A 16,726-nucleotide genomic window follows, 5' to 3' on the forward strand; every position below is an offset into this window, starting at 1 on the left:
AGGTCAGGTCAGGGGTTAAGTCCGGGATCAAGGGGTCGCAGCGGACGATATCGGCGGCATTCAGGGGCCGGCCACAGAGTTTCGACCCCGGGTGACCGACGCCCGACCCCGACCCGATGCCGCCGCACCACGGGTCGCTACCGCCCGAACGCCCGCGCGGGTGTTGGGATGGGGACGGCAGAAAGGGGCCGTGGTGGACGGCGACGACGGGGTCAGTGGGTCGGAGAGGTCGGAGAAGGGCTCGGCGGATCGGTTCGCGCTCGCGCGGCGGGCGGTCTCCGCCATCGGGTCGACGCTCGACGAGCGCAGGACGGCGGCGGAGTGCGCGCGGTTCCTCGTCGACGGGCTGTGCGACGCCGCGGCCGTGGACCTGTTCGCGCAGGACGAGGCGCGCCCGGCACCGCACGGCATGCTGCACCCGATGGCGGCCGCGGGCCGCAAGGAACTGCTGGACAGCCTGCGCACCGCGCCACGCGAGGACGTCATGGTCCGCGCCCTGGACGCGGGCCACCCGATCACCACGTCGTTCACCACGAACGACCACGGTGTCCTGGCCGCCCTCTCCGTGCCGCTGACCGCCTGGGGCAAGGCGTACGGCGCGCTCCTCGCGATCCGCGCCGGACGGACGTTCGCCGACGACGAGGCCGCCGCCGTGCACTACGCCGCCCGGCTCACCGCGGCCCATCTGCACCACGCCGTCGAACACCACCGGCTGCGCACCACCGCCCTGAACCTGCAACAGGTCCTGCTCACCGAACCCAGCCGCCCCCACCCCAACGTCGACATGGCCACCCGCTACCTGCCCGCGGGCAGCGGCACCCTCGTCGGCGGCGACTGGTTCGAGGCCGTACGACTGCACTACGGCCGCACGCTCCTCGTCATCGGCGACGTCATGGGGCACGGCCTGGACGCGGCGGTCGACATGAACGCCTACCGCTCGATGCTGCGCTACGTCGCCTCCACCGACCTGCCGCCCCACCGCATCCTGCGCCAGGTGGACACGGCCATGTCCGAGGAGCACAGCCGCCGCCCCGCGACCTGCCTGCTCGCCCTCCTCGACCCGGAGCGGGGCACGGCCGCGTTCGCCGGCGCGGGCCATCTGCCACCCGCCGTCTTCCACCGCGACGGCGCCGGCGAACTGATCCCCGTCCCCGTCGGACCGCCCCTCGGCACAGGTCTCGCCGACTACGAGATGACCACGCTCGCCCTCACCCCCGAGGACACCCTGGTCATGTTCACCGACGGGCTGGTCGAGCGCCGCGGCGAGGACATCGACGTCTCCCTCGCCCGCCTGGCCCGACTGCGCCTGCACCCCGGCCAGGGCGTCTCCCGCCTCCTCGACGACATCGTGCTGCGCCTCCACGTCCAGGATGCGGAGGACGACGTGGCCGCGATCGCCGCCCGGCTGCGCCCCCGAGGCCCGATTCCCGGTTGACTTCGCAAACGGGAAACAAGTACGGCGGCCGATGTCCCCGGCCGGGTCGGATCATGAGCCGGCCAGCCGTCCCCCAAGGTTGGGCAACACCTCGGCAACGCCCGGATGTTGCCGGTCACGGCTTGGCCAACCCCTTTCCGCGCGTTGGCCGCAAATTCATCGCACGCCCCTGACACCCCTTGCCGAGCAAGGCGGAGAGTGATCCGAGGTCTGGTCCACGAGATCCCTCGAAGCTCTTCAAGAAGGGGCAATCATGGCCGAGTTGACACGTCGTAGACTCCTGGGTTCGGCCGCGGGCGCGCTGGGCGGCGCCGCGGCGCTCTCCCTCCTCCCGCCGAGCGTCCAGAAAGCCGTCGCCGCCGAGCCGCCGAAGAACGGCTCGCTGCGGGACATCGAACACGTCGTCATGCTGATGCAGGAGAACCGGTCGTTCGACCACTACTTCGGAACCCTGTCCGGCGTTCGCGGATTCGCCGATCCGCACGCACGCAAACTCGACACCGGGCGCAGCGTCTTCTACCAGCCGGACGCCGTGAACCCGAAGGGCTACCTCCTCCCGTTCCACCTCGACACCCACACCTCCAGCGCGCAGGCCATCCCGTCCACCAGTCACGCATGGTCGGTGCAGCACCAGGCCTGGAACAACGGCAAGATGGACCAGTGGCTGCCCGCCCACCGCGCGGCCGACGGCGTCAACGGCCCCTATGTGATGGGCTATTACACGCGCGAGGACATCCCGTTCCAGTTCGCGCTCGCCGAGACCTTCACCATCTGCGACAACTACTTCTGCTCGGTGTTCGGACCGACCTGGCCCAACCGGTTGATGTGGATGACCGGTTCGATCGACCCCGGCGGCACCCAGGGCGGCCCGATCATCAGCAACGTCGCGCCGACGCCCTACCGTTGGACGACGTACGCGGAACGCCTCCAGAACGCGGGCGTGAGCTGGAAGGTGTACCAGGAGGAGGACGACTACGGCACCAACATGCTGGAGCAGTTTGCCTCGTTCAGGAACGCGCAGCCCGGGTCCGACCTGTACGAGCGGGGTGTACGGCCGCAGCCGCACGGCACGTTCGAGGACGACGCGCGCAACGACCGGCTGCCGACGGTGTCGTGGATCTGCCCCACGAGCTACCAGTCGGAACACCCGGACTACCTCCCGGCCGCCGGTGCCGACTACGTCGCGTCGAAGATCGAGGCGATCGCCTCGAACCCGAAGGTGTGGCGCAAGACCGCGTTCATCCTCAACTACGACGAGAACGACGGCCTGTTCGACCACGTCGTCCCGCCGACGCCGCCCGCGGGCACGAAAGACGAGTTCATCCAGGGCCTGCCGATCGGCGGTGGCTTCCGCGTCCCCGCCATCATCATCTCGCCCTGGACCGTGGGCGGTTGGGTCGCCTCGGAGGCCTTCGACCACACCTCGGCGCTGCAGTTCCTGGAGCGGTTCACCGGCGTCGAGGAGCCGAACGTCACCGATTGGCGCCGGGAGACCTTCGGCGACTTCACCACCGCGTTCCGCTTCCGCGACGCCCGCCCGCGCTCGCCCCGGCTGCCCCACGACACGGCGGAGCAGTTGGAGAAGGCACAGGAGGAAGTGGCGACACTCCCGAAGCCCACGCTGCCGGGCGCGGACCAGAAGTTCCCGCACCAGGAACGCGGCAGACGCCCGCACGTCTGACCGAACCTTCATGGTGGGCGGCCCTGGCTGGTGTGATGCGGCCGGGACCGCCCTTGCGGCTGGTGTGGTCCGGTCGGCATCGCTTGTGTCGCGGGGTTGGTTCGTTCGGCGGAGCCGTGCCGACCGGCGTGGCGTGCGCCGGCAGTGTCTGGCTTGGACCCCGTGACGGGTGGCCTCGGCCGGTGTGGTCCCGTCGGGGTCGCCCGTGCGCCAGGGGTTGTCCGTTCGGCGCGGCCGGGCCGAGCACCGCCGCGTACGCCGGCAGCGTCTGACCTGCCCCCCCCCGTGAAGGTCGGCCTCGGCCGATGTCACCCGGTCAGGGCCGCCCGTGCCGCCGACAGTGCCCGCTCCGCATAGCCGCGGCCGAACAGCACCACGTGCACCAGCAGCGGAAACAGTTGGTGCAGGCCGATCCGGTCGGCCCAGCCGGGGGCGAGTGGCGCGGACTCTCGGTAGCCGTCCAGGACCTCGGGCAGGTGTGGGCAGCCGAAGAGGTGCAGCATCGCCAGGTCGGTCTCCCGGTGTCCGCCGTGTGCGGCCGGATCGATCAGCCAGACCTGTCCGTCGGCACCCCACAGCACGTTGCCGTCCCACAGATCCCCGTGCAGTCGCGCGGGCGGCTCGGCGGGACCGGCCAGTTCGGGCAGCCGCTCGCAGACCCGCTCGACCGTCTTGCCCTCGGAGGTGCTCAGCGTGCCTGCGTCGACCGCGCGGCGCAGGTAGGGCAACACCCGTTGCCCGGCATACCAGTTGGGCCAGTCGGGGGCCGGCTCGTTGCGCATCGGCGCAAGCCCGATGTACGCGTCCGTCGGACCACCGGGCGGCGGTGCGCCGAACGCGGGTGCGCCGGAGGCGTGCAGGGCGGCCAGGTCGCGGCCGAACCGGACGGCGGCCCGCGCGCTCGGTGACCCGGTCGGGACGTGGTCGGTGACCAGCCAGTTCCCGACCTGTCCCCGCACTGCGGGCACCCGGACCGTCCCGGCGTCCGCCAGCCAGCGCAGCCCCGCCGCCTCGGCCCGCACCGCGCCCGGCGCCGCGTCACCCTTGACCACCACCGACTGCCCACCGTCGAGCGCGACTTCGGTGACCGCCCCGGACAACGGACGCTCGCCGATCACCGCGCACCCGGTGAGCCGGGCCACCGCCTGCCCCGGACTCTCGCCTTCGATCACGGGAACAGCGTACGACCGGTCAACCAACCGTAGATCGAGAGACATCGGACAGGCCGGATTCCCGCAGCACCCGCTCCACCGTCGCCTCCAGCGGGCTCGCAGCCGGGACCACCGTCTCGACGTCACCGGGCAGCACGTCCAACGGCCGGTACCACTCACGGAGTTGGTGCTCTGTGACCTCGTCCGCGATGGGCTTCGTGGCGTGCCGGGCCAGGGTCTCCTCGAAGGGCACGTCGAGGTAGTAGCAGTGCGTGCGGCCCGGATGGTCGGCGAGCAGAGCGGCCAGCATCTCGCCGTAGTGCGCGACGTAGAGCATGCCTTCCAGCACGGTGTGGAAGCCGTGCGCCAGAGCGTGCCGGACGGTCAGGTCGATCAGGCCGATGTTCGCGCCGCCGGGGATGTCACGCTCACGAAGCACCTCGCGGCGGATGACGTCCTGGCGCACCAGGGCGATGCCCCGGCCGTACCGCTCACGCAGACCGGTGGCTACCGAGCTCTTTCCGGAGGCGCTGTTGCCGCGCAGCACGATCAGCCGGGCGGGGGAGGAGGGCGTTGTCACCGAGGCACCCTATCCACCATGTGGCACTGAGTGACCGAGTAGGTACAAAGCGCCTCCTGGGGCTCGCCCGGTCTGCTTGTGTCGTGGGAAAATGGTGTGATAACGGTGATTGGTGGCAGGGCCATGACGGACGCGGAGATCGACTACGCGGCGGTGTTCCAGGGGCTGCCCGGCATGGTGGCCCTGCTGACGCCCGACCTGGTGTATGCGGACGCCAACGAGGAGTTCCTGCGCATGTCCGGCCGCACCCGTGAGCAGGTCGTCGGCCGCTTCCTCTTCGACGTCTTCCCCGACAACCCGAACGACCCGGCCGCCACCGGCATGCGCAACCTGGAGACCTCGCTGCGCCGCGTCCTGTCCACGGGCGAACGCGACGCCATGGCCCTCCAGCGCTACGACGTCGAGTCGACGGCCTGCCCCGGGCAGTGGGACCAGCGCTACTGGAGCCCGGTCAACGCACCCTTGCTCGACCCGGACGGCAAGGTCGTCCTCCTCGTCCACCGGGTCGAGGAGGTCACCGAACTGATCCGGGCCCGCGGCGGCCCCGGCAGCAGCCGCACCCGGGTACTGGAGGCCGAGCTGTACACCCGCGCCCGCGAACTCCAGGAGGTGAACGAACGGCTGCGCAGCGCCCACGCCCGCGAACGCGAGGTCGCCCTGGCCCTCCAGGAAGCGATGCTGCCCACCCGCCGGCAGAGCGCGGTCCACCAGATCGCCGTCCGCTACCGGCCCGCCGTCGGCTCCCTCAACGTCTGCGGCGACTGGTACGACGTGGTCGGCCTGGTCGGCGGCGACCGCATCGGCGTCTCCGTCGGGGACGTCGTCGGCCACGGCCTGGCCGCCGCCGGCGTCATGGGCCAACTGCGCAGCGCCCTGAGCGCCACCTCCCGGGTCGCGGACGGCCCCGCCCAGGCCCTGGACGTCCTGGGCCGCTACGCCCACGTCGTCGACGGCGCCGAATCCGCCACCGTGGTCACGACGTTCGTCGACTTCGACCGGCACACCATCACCTACAGCAGCGCCGGACACCCGCCGCCCGCCCTGGTCCACCCCGACGGCCGCGTGGAGTTCCTGGACCGGGCCACCGACCCACCGCTCGACGCCCGTCCCGACCCGATGCCCAGGCCGCAGGCCACCACCGCGTTCTCCCCGGGCTCCACCCTGGTCCTCTACACCGACGGCCTGATCGAACGCCGCCGCGAGGACATCGACAAGGGCCTGGCCCGCCTCGCCGACTCCCTGGTCCGCCACCGGAACACCGACCCCGAGGCCCTCGCCGACGCCGTACTCCTCGAACTCCTCCCGCACGGGGGCGCCACCGACGACACGGCCCTGGTCATCGTGCGGCTCTGACCGGCCGTAGAAAATCCGCGACATACGACGATCCGCGTCATACGGCGATCCGGGGGGTCACACGACGATGCACGTCATCGCCGCCCACAGCAGCGGCGAGTGCTCGACACCGCCGTCCGCGCGCCAGCGGTCGAGCTGCTCGCGCTGCCAGGCGCCGAGGCTGTGCACGGGGTCGTCGTCCTCGTGAGCCGCGTCGACGGCGATGATCGCCTCCGACAACGGGCGTACGGAGTCCGGGAGTCGGGCCAGTTGGTGGAAGGCGAAACTGGTCGGCAGGACCCAGCGGGTCGCGGTGACCAGCTCGGCGCCGTTGTACAGCATCGCCGTCGCCAGGCCGAACGACTCGGCGAACCGCAGATCGCCGCCGCTCTCGCAGCCGATGAGGGCGACCCGGGGCGGCGCGGGCCAGATCCGGCCGCCCGGCTCACCGTCCGCGCGCAGCGGGAGCGAGCCCAGCAGGAGGTCCTTGGCGGACAGTGGCCGGTGCGTGCGCAGCGGCTCGGCCAGGCCGGTGGCCCCCGCGGCGCAGCACAGGTGCAGGGTGCCGTCCTCGCTCTGCCCGCCCTCGACCGGCGCGCCGCTCACATGGCCGACGTACATCAGCCTGCGGGCACCCTTGCGCAGTACACCGCTCAACCAGTCCCGGTCCAGGTCCGTACGGCGGAAGGCCTCCGCCGGCGTCGCGACGGACGGGACGACGGCGCCCGCGTCGAGGCGGCGCCGGACCAGGGACACCAGCTCCGGGTCGGAGCCCGGCGGCCCCAGGACCGAGCCGAGCGGAGAATCGGCGCGGAAGCCGGGGACACGGGGGTCGAGGACGAGAACGACCGGGTCCGTGTCGCTGCTCGGTGTCGTTGCGGGCGCCGGCTCCCGTGGCCGCAGCGACGCCGGCGCGGTGGTCACCACGTCCGCCAGGTCGATGAGCCGTACGTCGGTGCCGTCGTCGACGGAGAGGAGTTCCCAGGGCACCTGGGCGACGCGGGGCGACGGCTGGATCCGGATCAGCGGACGGCCCGCCCGCTCCGCCACCTGCCGTAGCTGCGCGGTCAGTTGCTCCGGCCACAACGCCTCGGCCAGCACCCGTGCGAGCCGGCGCTCACTGTCGTACGAGGCCAGCGCGCCCGAGTCGAACGCCCGCCGCATGCCCTCCGCCCCGTCGCCCGCCGCCGGCAGCGCGTCGGCCAACACCTGTACCGCCGCGTCGACTTCGGCACCGGGACCGTGACCGGTGCCGAACCCCCGGGCGCCGCCCGCCCATGTCCAGGTCATGAGCAGGTCGCCGGCGTCGGCCAGTCGGACCTGGACGACGGGGCGGTTCGTCAGGTCGTCGGTGATCCAGAACGGCACCGCGTCCTCGTGCGCGATCCGCCGGTGATAGCGGAACTCGGCCGCCGCGATGTACTCCTGGAGCGCGACGCGGCCCGGCCCGGACTGGGCCGACATCCGCACCTTCGGCGGCGGCGCGACCCGCAGCCCGACCGAGGCGGCGGCCTCCGCCGCGACACCGCCGAGCGCCATCGTGCCCTCGGCGCGGTCGTAGGCGTCCATGACCTTCATGGCCGCGTTCGGGAACACCGACGCGGGGTCCTCGACCGGCACGGAGGGTGGTGTGCGGTTCAGCGCCAACGAGGCGCCGGCGCACCGGTGTTCGGCCAGTTCGAAGAGCAGGCCCTGGTCCTGGCGGCGGATCGCGAGGCGGAACACCAACCGCATGGCCTCGTCGGCCAGTTCGAGCCACTGGCTGCGCGCGTGGGCGGTCGCGAAGTCGTAGCGTGCCGCCTCCAGGGCCAGTGCGGCGGGCAGGGCGAGGGAGAGCGCGTTGGCGATCGACTCCCGCTCGCGGTCGCCGTGGTCCGTCCGGTTCAGGTTGTCCTCGAGGGTGCGGGCGAGCATGAGGTCGACCTGCGCGCACCGCTCGTACACCTCCCGCTCCTGATACACGTCCCGGGCTGCCTGGGCCAGCCGCTTCATCTCGTCGATGTCGCCCCGCTCATAGGCGTGTTGGGCGCCCAGCAGCATGGTGTCGGCGGCGCCGATCGAGGCACCGAGCCGCTCGAACCGGGCCAGGCTCGCCGCCAGCAGCTCCTCCGCGCCGATGGTGTCGCCGCGCCGGCCGGCGAGAAAGGCACGCGCCTGCTCACAGACCGCGAGGTCCCCGAACCGCCGCTGTCCCTCGAAGAACGCGGACGCTTCGGCGAACAACCGCTCCGCCAGGTCGAGTTCGCCCCGGTGCAGCGCGGCGTACGCCCGGTGCGCGAGCAGTGTCCGCTGCTCACCGGTGTCTCCGGACTCCCGGAAGCGGTCCTCGGCGCGGGCGAAGAAGTCCTCGGCCGCCTCGAACCGCCCGGTCGAGGAGCAGATCAGACCCAGGGCGACCAACAGCCGGGGGACGGTCTCCACCGCCGTCTCCGGAGTGGTGGCCAGCAGCGCCGACGCCTGTTCCTCGGCGGCTCCCCACTCGCCCCGCTCCATCAGCAAGTGCACCCGGGTCAGGCCGAGTTCGGAGGTGCGCAGCCCGTCGGGGTCGTGGAACTCGGGCAGGCGGAGGGCCGCCTCGTCGAGCCGGGCCAGCGCCTCGTCCAGGCGCCCGGTCCGGCGCAGCAGGTCGGCGTCGGCGATCAGTGTCCGCAGCAGCATCTCCAGCCACAGTTGCCGGCCCTGCGGCCCCATCGGCTCCGACGCGATGCCGTCGAGCAGCGCGCGGGACCGCGTGTTGGCGTCCTCCGCCCCGGCCAGGTCGGTGGCGACGAGCCGGACACTCGCGATGTTCGCCAGCAGATGCGCGCGCAGGAACCGGACGTCCGGCGAGTCCTCGAAGGACTCGGCCAGGGCCAGCAACTCCTCGTAGACGGCGACCGCTGCGGTGAGATCGGCACCGAGCTGATACTCCTCGGCTTGGGCCAGACCGCTGTCGAAGGGCTCACCGTAGAGCTGCGCCACCCCACCGTTCTCGTTCGGCATCGGTCAGTAGTCCTCATCGGTGGTGGCGGCGATCTCGGCGAGGAACGGCCCCGAAGTCCCCTCGTGCGGCGGCGAGTTGGGGACGTCGGCCGCCGCCGCTGCCGCGAGTCGTCGCCGGACCAGCGCGCGGATCGCGTCCCGGTCGGCGCCCCCATCAGGACCCGGCCCCGGATCGAAGCCGGGCAGCAGCACCCCGATCTCGATCCGCGACCGTGTTTCCCCGGCGGCCGGCAGCTCCAGGTCCGCCCGGCCGCTCCACATGTCGTCCCGCCTGGCGAGCGGCACCCGGCTCGGGCGGCCGGCGTCGACCCCGACCTCCGCGACGAGCAGCGCACCGGCGACGGGCGCCGCGCTGTGGGCGACGACCTCGACCTCGATCCGCCGTCGCGCGCCGAGTGCGCGGGCGGTCCAGGACACCGCGGTCTCGGAGGCGTCGACGAAGCCGGGCGGATAGCGGCGCCAGTCGTTGGTCCCCGCGCCCCGCGCGATCACCCGGCCGCCGGAGACGAGCGGATCACCTGCGGCAAGGGCGTAGCCACCGTGCCGTGCGAACAACGCGACGGGATCGACCGCGATGCCGTCCCGACGGGGCCGGTTCAGGGCCTCCCGAAGGCCGCGCAGCGCCTGCCCGTCCCAACCGGCGCTGTCCGCCGCGTCGTCGACCGACCGCAGCACGCGCTCCAGCCGCCGTGCCGGTTCGGTCGACGGCGGTGTGGCCTGCCACCAGCGGATCAGCGGGTCGAGGGCAGCCTGGTGGTCCTCGATCAACTCGGCCACGCAGTCGTCGGGTTGATCGCCCTCGTCGTCGAAGAGCTGCTGGCACTCGTGCGTGAGCGAGGCCAACTCCAGCCCGAGCAGGTCCGGTTCGAGCGCGGCAATTCCGTCGAGGTGCGACGCCGGCCACCACCGCGCCGCCCAGTGCCCGAAGCCGAGCCTCGCGGCGCTGTCCGCGAGTGCGGTCCTGTCCGGGGCAACCCGCACATCGGCCAACTCGCCCGCCGCACAGGCGTGCACAGCAGCCGCGGTGCGCTCACCGTAGACCGCCCACAGCCACTGCTGCGCCCGCCCCACATCATGGATCTCCGCCGTGGGCGGACCGGGCGCCGCGAGGACCGGCCAGGCCAGCACCGCACCGGCGACGTCGAGAACCGCACGCGTGACGTCGGAGGAGGCGCCGGGACCGGTGGTGATCCGGATCGTGCCGTCGCCGTCGCGCGCGACATGGACATCGACAGCGGCCCACGCCATCACGCGCTCCTCGACTCGGCAACTACGGCTTCGGCTACGGCGGTTGGTGCCGCCGATGCCGACAACGTCCGCAGTGCCGACCGGACCCTGGCCCGGTGGTCCATCATCACGGAGCGGGCGACCCCGTCGAGCAGGGCCCAGGCCGCCGCGGCATCCGTGAGCGGCGCGTCGCGGACGTCCCGCCCGTGCAACCGCACCCACAGCCGCCGCATGTAGGCGGTCCAGGGAGTTCGGAGATCCTGGGCGAGGGCGTCCAGAACCCCGCCGTCCGGATCAGGGCGGGGCGAGACGGTCATCCGGCGGGCGCGCAGGACCGAAGCCTCTCTGCGCCAACGGCTGTTGACGGCTCGGTGCGCCGCGGTGCGCCCCGGCGCGGGTTCCTCGATGCCCAACGGGTCCAGGCCGACCGCGAGGCGGCCGCCTAGGACGACAGCGACGCGCAGGCTCTCGTCGTACAGCCCGAGCGGAGCGCAACTGCGGCCGACCTCCCGCCCGACGAGCTCCGGCACCGTGGGCAGTTCCTCGCGGCGGGCCGACGACTGGAGCACGACGAAGAGCCGCTCGAATAGGGTGCGATCCAGCGGCGCGGGCAGGGTGGCCGTCGAGGCACCCCGGCCGACCTGGGGCCGTGGCGGCAACTCCCGTCCGGTCAGCCCGAGATGAGCCGGCAGCCCCTCCCGCCCCCAGACCCCGCGCGCGTGCGCCCACAGGGCCCGGCCGAGCAGCTCGCCGTGTCCGGCCTCGACCATCGACCGGTACGACGGTGAGTTCCTCGGCCCCTCCGCCCCGCCGCAGGCCTCCAGGACCTCGCCCGCCAACGCGACCGCAGCAGCCGTATCGACGACCGGAACCGACCGACGCCCCTCCCACCCGGCGACCAACTCCCGTTCCAACCGGGCCTGTTGGGTGACGTCTGTCAGATATCGCTTCAGCGCGTCGACCGTACGGCCGCCGTCCGCGTCCGCGACGTCCTCGACGACGGACCTGGCCAACGCGCCCGCACCGGCGGCGGGTTCACCGTGCTCGGCGGCCAACTCGAAGCACCGCTGGAAGTACAGATCCTGAGGATTGCCCGCCACCACGCCCAGCGCCCGGCGGGTCCGCTTGAGCAGCGTGAACCACTGTGCCGTCGCGGCCAGTCGCGCACCGCACTCCCGTATCAGCGCGTCGAGACGCGCGGCCGGCTCCGGGGCGAGGAAGTCCATCGCGAGGTCGGGACACAGGCCCGGCCGGACGATCAACGGCAGCACGATCAGCTTGACCGTCCGGGTCAGCGGGGCACCACCGGGGCCGCTCAGCGATTCCAGCCCCGGCCCCAGCGCACGCCACGCACCGTCGATCACCATGGCGCGCGGTCGGCGCTCGCCGGTCAACTGGGTGGGAAGCGGCATGTCAGGAGGGTACGTCGTCCGAGATCGGGCGGGCGAACCTGGGATCGGTAGGCGACCGGAGCCCCCTAGCGTCCACAGGGACAGCGGGAACCACGGGCATCCACCCGACCAGAAGGAGCAACCGACATGGGAATCTTCGGGCGCCGCAAGAGCCGCGAGGAGAAGGCCGCCGAGATCGCCGGCCAGGTGGCGAGCGGCAAGGGTTTCTACGGCCGGGCGACCCGCGCCTTCCTCGGCAACGAGGACTACGCCAGGGTCCAGCAGTCGATGGGGGCGTACAACTCGGGCCTCGGAGCACAGCAGTTGCTCGCGGCGGGAGCGCCGACGACGACCGCCGTCGTCGTGTCGATCGCCGACACCGGCCAACTGGTCAACCACGACCCGGTCGTGGACCTGGTCGTCCAGCCCACCGGGAGCACCGAGCAGATCCCCCTCCGGACCATCGTCTCCAAGCTGCGGATACCCCGCACCGGCGACCAGGTCCTGCTGGTGGCCGACCCGGCTCACCCCGGCGGCTACCTCTACGCGGGCGGCGGCGTGACCCCGTGACAGGGACACCCGAGCACGCGGAGCCCTGACATGACCGACGACGGATTTCGACCCGATCCGGTGCGGATGACGCTGGTCGATCACGTCGGCCCGTGGGACGCCGTGTTCCTGTACGTCATCGCCGCGACGGTGTGCCTGTGCGGCCCGGTCATGCTGGGGCCCGCCCTCTTTGCGGGTGTGGACCTCATGGTCGTCGGCATCGTGTTCACGGTGGTCTTCGTTCCCGTGGGCCTGGGACTGGGGGCCAACACGGTCGGCGAAAGAGAGCAGAACCGGCGGCTCGACGCCGTCGGGGTTCCGGCGACCGCCGAGATCACCGAGCTGACCGACTTCGACTGGAACGGTGAGGAATCCGGCGTCGAGGTCGTCCTGCGCGTCAGCGGGCCGGGGCTGCGGACGTTCGAGGCGACCTGGAGACGCGGGCACCATCCCGGCCTTCGGGTGGGCCGCGGGCTCGCGGCCGAGGTGGACCCGGCCGCCGGTCGGTTCCGTGTCCGGCTATGAGCGCATGAAGGGAGAAGGGAGCCATGCGCAGTCACACCGGTGTGTTCATCGGCCATCTGTTGTTCGCCGCGGTCTGCCTCTCGGGGGCCCCGGTCTTCCTCCTCGTCGGGTACTTCGCCTGGCCCGACGATCCCGGCTGGGGCTGGCCGGCGTTCGTGTTCGCCTTCGGACTGGTCGGTACGGTCATGATCCCCGTCGTGGCGATCACCGCCACGAGGCAGGCCTATCCCCGGATCACGCGCAGGGACCGTGTGAAGAAGGCGAGCCATCCGTACCGGGACGACACCTTCGTGATGTGGGCGCCGAAGTCCCAACAGAGCCACCCGCAGGCCCAGTTGGTCCGCGCGGACGTACTGGAGGCGTCACTCGTCCACTACAGCCCCGACGGCGAGTCGACCTTCACCACCCACGGGGGCAACTACACGCCCGACGAGTTCACACCGCTGATCAAGCTGAGGATGCGAGTGCACGACGGCGAGGGGATCGAGGGGTTCGAGGTGACGGGCGAGTACCGGGTACCGTCCCTGTGCCTCTCGGCGATCACGGCGGGCCGCCTGGCCGTACTCGTGGGCCCGGTACGTCCCGGGGTGCGGCGAAGCTTCACCCCGCAGTGGCCGAGCAGCGCACTGCTCGCCGGTACCAGAACGTGCCGGGTGATCGACCTCGAAGGCCGAACGAGCGACGTGACCAGGCGAGTTGACCGTCAGTTCCAGCAGATGCGGATCTCACGCGAGGTCGGAGGCATCGCCCTGACCGGCGACACGATCGACCTCCGGCGCCTGGACCCGCACACGGCGGCACGCTACGCCGCCCTGGCCGACCGCCCCGAGGACCAGGCACCGGTAAGCGAACCCGGCGAGGAGGCTCGCCGACTCGCGGACCAACTCCCCGGCGAACAGGGGGCGTTCGGCTTGGTCGGCCGACGATGGTCGCGTCGCGGCGGAGTGCTGGTGCGCGGCCGCTTCCTGGAGATGCGCGCCCGGACCACCTTCCAGGACCACGGCCCCGTCCTCGACACGGTCCTGCGCATCCAACCGGCCGACGGCACACCCCCGTTCGACGCCGCCCGCCGACTGACGGTCCCGATGGACTACCTGACGGCCCTCCACCGCACCAAGGAGGTCGTCCTCGTCGTCAACCCGAACGGCATCTCCTACGACGTCGACTGGGCCCGAAGCAGTCTCCTCGCGGGCGTCGCCGCGGCCACGGTCGTCGCCCCGGACGGGCGGGAACTCCCGGTGACGGGGCGCCCCGACATCATCTGGGCCCTGATGAACCTCCTCGCCTCGCACGGCATCTCGGTCACGACACCTGTCCTGGACCTCCGCAAGCGCCGGATGAACACCGTGGCGGGCGCGGTGCTGCACGTGGTGCGCGGCCACACCGAACCCCGCACCTGTGCATGATGTGCGCTGTGGACGGTGAGAACGGTGAGCAAGGACAGCGGCAGACCAGAACGGGCCGACCGCCCGCGACCTCGCGGGCCGCACTCGAACGCGTGGGCTTCGAGCTGTTCGCACGGCAGGGATTCGACCGGACGACCGTCGACGACATCGCCACCGCGGCAGGCATCGGCCGCCGTACCTTCTTCCGCTACTTCGCCTCCAAGAACGACCTGGTGTGGGGCGACTTCGAGGCCGAACTGGTCAAGCTCGACGGCCTGTTGACGGCGGCGGATCCGGCCGTCCCGATGATGGACGCGCTGCGCGGCGCGGTCGTCGAGTTCAACCGTTTCGACCCGGCGGCCGTGCCCTGGCACCGGCAGCGCATGGCGCTCATCCTGCGGGTCCCGACCCTTCAGGCCGACTCGACCGTGCGCTACGCCTCGTGGCGCACCCTCGTCACGGAGTTCGCCGCACGGCGCACCGGCAGGGGGGCCTCGGAGCTGCTGCCCCGGCTGATCGGCCACACCGTCCTGGCCGCGTGCATCGCCGCCTACGAACACTGGCTGACGGACGAACAGGCGGACCTCGGCGGCCTGTTGGACCTCGGCCTATGCCAACTCGCGGCCGGTTTTGACGGCCCGGCCCTTCCCTGAGGCGCGCTACGGCAGGTCGCGCCGCATCGCGTCGGCGACAAGCTCGCCGACGAGCACGGCGGTGGCCGCCGGCCCGCGCAACGGCGCGGTCGGCAGAATCGAGGTGTCCGCGACCCGCAGCCCGACGACACCGTGCACCCGCCCGTACCGGTCGACAGCCGCCCCGGGATCGTCGGCGGGTCCCATCGGAACCGTGCCGCAGGTGTGGTGCGAAGTACCGAGCCGCGCCTCCGTCCAGCGGTCGAGCAACCGGTCGTCCGCCAGCACCTCCGGTCCTGGCTCCAGCAGCCCGAGGGACACCTCCCGGAACGCGTCGGTGGCGACCAACGCGGCTGTGGCGCGGGCGACTTCGCGCAGCCGTCGCCGGTCCTCGCCGGTCTCCAGATAGCCGTAGTCGACACTCGGGGGAGTGGCGGCGTCGGCGGAACGCGTGCGCAGCCGGCCGCTGAGCCGGGGCGACTGCACCGACGCCAGGAACGCGAGGGGCGCGCCGGGCACGCTCACCGTTCCGCCGACCAGACCCGCCATGGGAACGAGCGACTGGAGGATCTCCAGATCGCCACCCGGGTGGTCGCCGTCCGACGAGGACAGGTGTAGGCATCCGCCGAGCCAGGAGTCGACGGGCTCGGGCAGTGGCCGCCGTGGCCGCCACTCCAGCACCAGTTGCGGATGGTCGCCGAACCGGGCGCCTACGGCAGGGGAGTTGGCGACCACCGCAATGCCCAGGCGCTCCAGTTTGTCGCACGGTCCGATGCCCGACAGGTGCAGGAGATGGGCGGAAGCGAACGCCCCGGCGCACAGCACGACTTCGCCGCACTCCAGAGTCGTACGACGCCCGTCGCGCTCGACGACGACGCCGGTCGCCCGCCCGCGCTCGATGACGACGCGCCGCACCGAACTCCTGCCCTCCACCGTGAGGTTGGGGCGATCGAGCGCCTCCAGGAGATAGCCGGCGCCGGTGTTGACGCGCATCCCGTCCACCGAGTTGGACGGCACGGGCCCGAACCCGGGCGTGCCCTGGGCGTTCTTGTCGGGTTCCTCGGGGAAGCCCAACTCCTGGGCGGCCGACCGGAAAGCCACGGCGGCGGGGTGCCGCAGTCCCGTGCGCCGGATGCGCATCGGCCCCCCGGAACCGTGCGACTCGGTCTCGCCGTAGTCGAGATCGTTCTCCAGGGAGCGCAGTAGTGGGAGCACCCGGTCGTACGACCAGGCAGCGCCTCCCACCGTCGACCACCGCTCGAAGTCCTGGCGTCGGGCCCGCACGAAGTAGCCGCCGTTGACGGTCGTCGAACCGCCGAGAAGACGCCCCCGTACGACTGTGTAGGGCCGTCGCGGTGTGAGGTGGACGGCGTACGGCTGGACGGCGGGATGCCCGGGCTGCGCGCCCGGCACGAGCCGTGCGTCCAGCAACTCCCGTGTGAAAGCAGGGCGTTGGCGTGGCACGGGACCCGCCTCCAGCACCAGCACACCGCGGTCGGGGTCCTCGCTCAGCCGCGCGGCCAGCGGCGCGCCGCTGCCGCCCGCCCCCACCACGATGACGTCCGGGCGGCTCAACCGGGCCCCGACACTGCCGTAGACCGACCGGTCGAAAGAATCATGGCGTCCCCCTCTTCACTTTCGGCACCGGGTGCCATTACTGTCGACCGCGCAGCCGCCCGGATGCCCCGCCGGATGCTCAGGGAGAGTCGCATGAACGAACTCCAGTCCGTACCGACCGTCCCGGCCAACGAGAACCAGGCCGAAGAGCCCGTCACGGAACAGCAGTTGATCGAGGCCGACGACCTCATCGAGGAGATCTCCATCGACGGCATGTGCGGTGTCTACTAGGCCGCCCG

At 72.0% G+C, this 16,726-nt stretch carries 14 protein-coding genes; 8 read left to right on the plus strand and 6 right to left on the minus strand.

The window, feature by feature from the left end; genetic code table 11:
- Positions 1 to 190 precede the first annotated feature (190 nt).
- Both OG223_RS48810 and OG223_RS48815 read left to right on the plus strand, forming a co-directional pair.
- Positions 191 to 1,435 carry a PP2C family protein-serine/threonine phosphatase gene (locus OG223_RS48810; protein ID WP_329263767.1) on the plus strand — a complete coding sequence of 415 codons (1,245 nt, stop codon included), beginning with the start codon at positions 191 to 193 and terminating at the stop codon, positions 1,433 to 1,435.
- Between the two features lie 253 nt (positions 1,436 to 1,688).
- On the plus strand, positions 1,689 to 3,116 hold the full coding sequence (locus tag OG223_RS48815; protein WP_329263769.1) for an alkaline phosphatase family protein: 1,428 nt from the start codon (positions 1,689 to 1,691) through the stop codon (positions 3,114 to 3,116).
- 308 nt (positions 3,117 to 3,424) lie between these two features.
- On the opposite strand, the gene OG223_RS48820 is transcribed toward OG223_RS48815, so the two are convergent.
- Both OG223_RS48820 and OG223_RS48825 read right to left on the minus strand, forming a co-directional pair.
- Entirely contained in the window at positions 3,425 to 4,333 is a 909-nt protein-coding gene (locus OG223_RS48820; protein WP_329263771.1) for a fructosamine kinase family protein, read from the minus strand.
- Positions 4,308 to 4,847 carry an AAA family ATPase gene (locus OG223_RS48825; RefSeq protein ID WP_329263772.1) on the minus strand — a complete coding sequence of 180 codons (540 nt, stop codon included), beginning with the start codon at positions 4,845 to 4,847 and terminating at the stop codon, positions 4,308 to 4,310. Before OG223_RS48825 ends, OG223_RS48820 begins: the two co-directional genes overlap by 26 nt.
- 123 nt (positions 4,848 to 4,970) lie before the next feature.
- On the opposite strand from OG223_RS48825, the gene OG223_RS48830 reads away from it, so the two are divergent.
- A complete protein-coding gene (locus tag OG223_RS48830) occupies positions 4,971 to 6,200 on the plus strand; it encodes a PP2C family protein-serine/threonine phosphatase (RefSeq protein WP_329263774.1) in 1,230 nt (409 codons plus the stop codon).
- Positions 6,201 to 6,257: 57 nt separating this feature from the next.
- Here OG223_RS48830 and OG223_RS48835 read toward each other — a convergent pair whose 3' ends face one another.
- From OG223_RS48835 to OG223_RS48845, 3 genes are read right to left on the minus strand one after another with little or no spacing between them, the layout of a single operon-like run.
- The gene (locus tag OG223_RS48835) at positions 6,258 to 9,161 is read right to left on the minus strand and encodes a CHAT domain-containing protein (RefSeq protein ID WP_329263776.1); all 2,904 of its coding nucleotides are present in this window, start codon (positions 9,159 to 9,161) and stop codon (positions 6,258 to 6,260) included.
- Positions 9,162 to 9,164: 3 nt separating this feature from the next.
- Positions 9,165 to 10,409, minus strand: coding sequence for a hypothetical protein (locus tag OG223_RS48840; protein WP_329263777.1), 1,245 nt, complete (start codon positions 10,407 to 10,409; stop codon positions 9,165 to 9,167).
- Complete coding sequence (locus OG223_RS48845) at positions 10,409 to 11,800, minus strand: hypothetical protein (RefSeq protein WP_329263779.1); 1,392 nt, start codon at positions 11,798 to 11,800, stop codon at positions 10,409 to 10,411. The genes OG223_RS48840 and OG223_RS48845 overlap by 1 nt, the downstream gene beginning before the upstream one ends.
- A gap of 126 nt (positions 11,801 to 11,926) precedes the next feature.
- Between OG223_RS48845 and OG223_RS48850 the strand changes: the two genes are divergently transcribed.
- The 4 genes from OG223_RS48850 to mftR are packed head-to-tail and all read left to right on the plus strand — an operon-like array spanning position 11,927 to position 14,891.
- Positions 11,927 to 12,349 (plus strand): hypothetical protein, encoded by a 423-nt coding sequence (locus tag OG223_RS48850; RefSeq protein ID WP_329263780.1) that lies wholly within the window; start codon positions 11,927 to 11,929, stop codon positions 12,347 to 12,349.
- A gap of 30 nt (positions 12,350 to 12,379) precedes the next feature.
- Complete coding sequence (locus OG223_RS48855) at positions 12,380 to 12,853, plus strand: hypothetical protein (protein ID WP_329263782.1); 474 nt, start codon at positions 12,380 to 12,382, stop codon at positions 12,851 to 12,853.
- 23 nt (positions 12,854 to 12,876) lie between these two features.
- The gene (locus OG223_RS48860) at positions 12,877 to 14,259 is read left to right on the plus strand and encodes a hypothetical protein (protein ID WP_329263784.1); all 1,383 of its coding nucleotides are present in this window, start codon (positions 12,877 to 12,879) and stop codon (positions 14,257 to 14,259) included.
- An 8-nt stretch (positions 14,260 to 14,267) separates the two neighbouring features.
- Positions 14,268 to 14,891 carry a mycofactocin system transcriptional regulator gene (gene mftR, locus OG223_RS48865; protein ID WP_329263786.1) on the plus strand — a complete coding sequence of 208 codons (624 nt, stop codon included), beginning with the start codon at positions 14,268 to 14,270 and terminating at the stop codon, positions 14,889 to 14,891.
- 6 nt (positions 14,892 to 14,897) lie between these two features.
- On the opposite strand, the gene mftG is transcribed toward mftR, so the two are convergent.
- Positions 14,898 to 16,445, minus strand: a complete 1,548-nt coding sequence (gene mftG / locus OG223_RS48870; RefSeq protein WP_329263788.1) for a mycofactocin dehydrogenase MftG — start codon at positions 16,443 to 16,445, stop codon at positions 14,898 to 14,900.
- Positions 16,446 to 16,580: 135 nt separating this feature from the next.
- Here mftG and mftA point away from each other — a divergent pair, with 135 nt between their 5' ends.
- Positions 16,581 to 16,718: a mycofactocin precursor MftA gene (gene mftA, locus OG223_RS48875; protein ID WP_200677138.1), complete on the plus strand. Its 138-nt coding sequence runs from the start codon at positions 16,581 to 16,583 to the stop codon at positions 16,716 to 16,718.
- Positions 16,719 to 16,726 lie beyond the last annotated feature (8 nt).

The organism is Streptomyces sp. NBC_01478 (genome assembly GCF_036227225.1).
Taxonomy (GTDB): Bacteria; Actinomycetota; Actinomycetes; order Streptomycetales; family Streptomycetaceae; genus Streptomyces.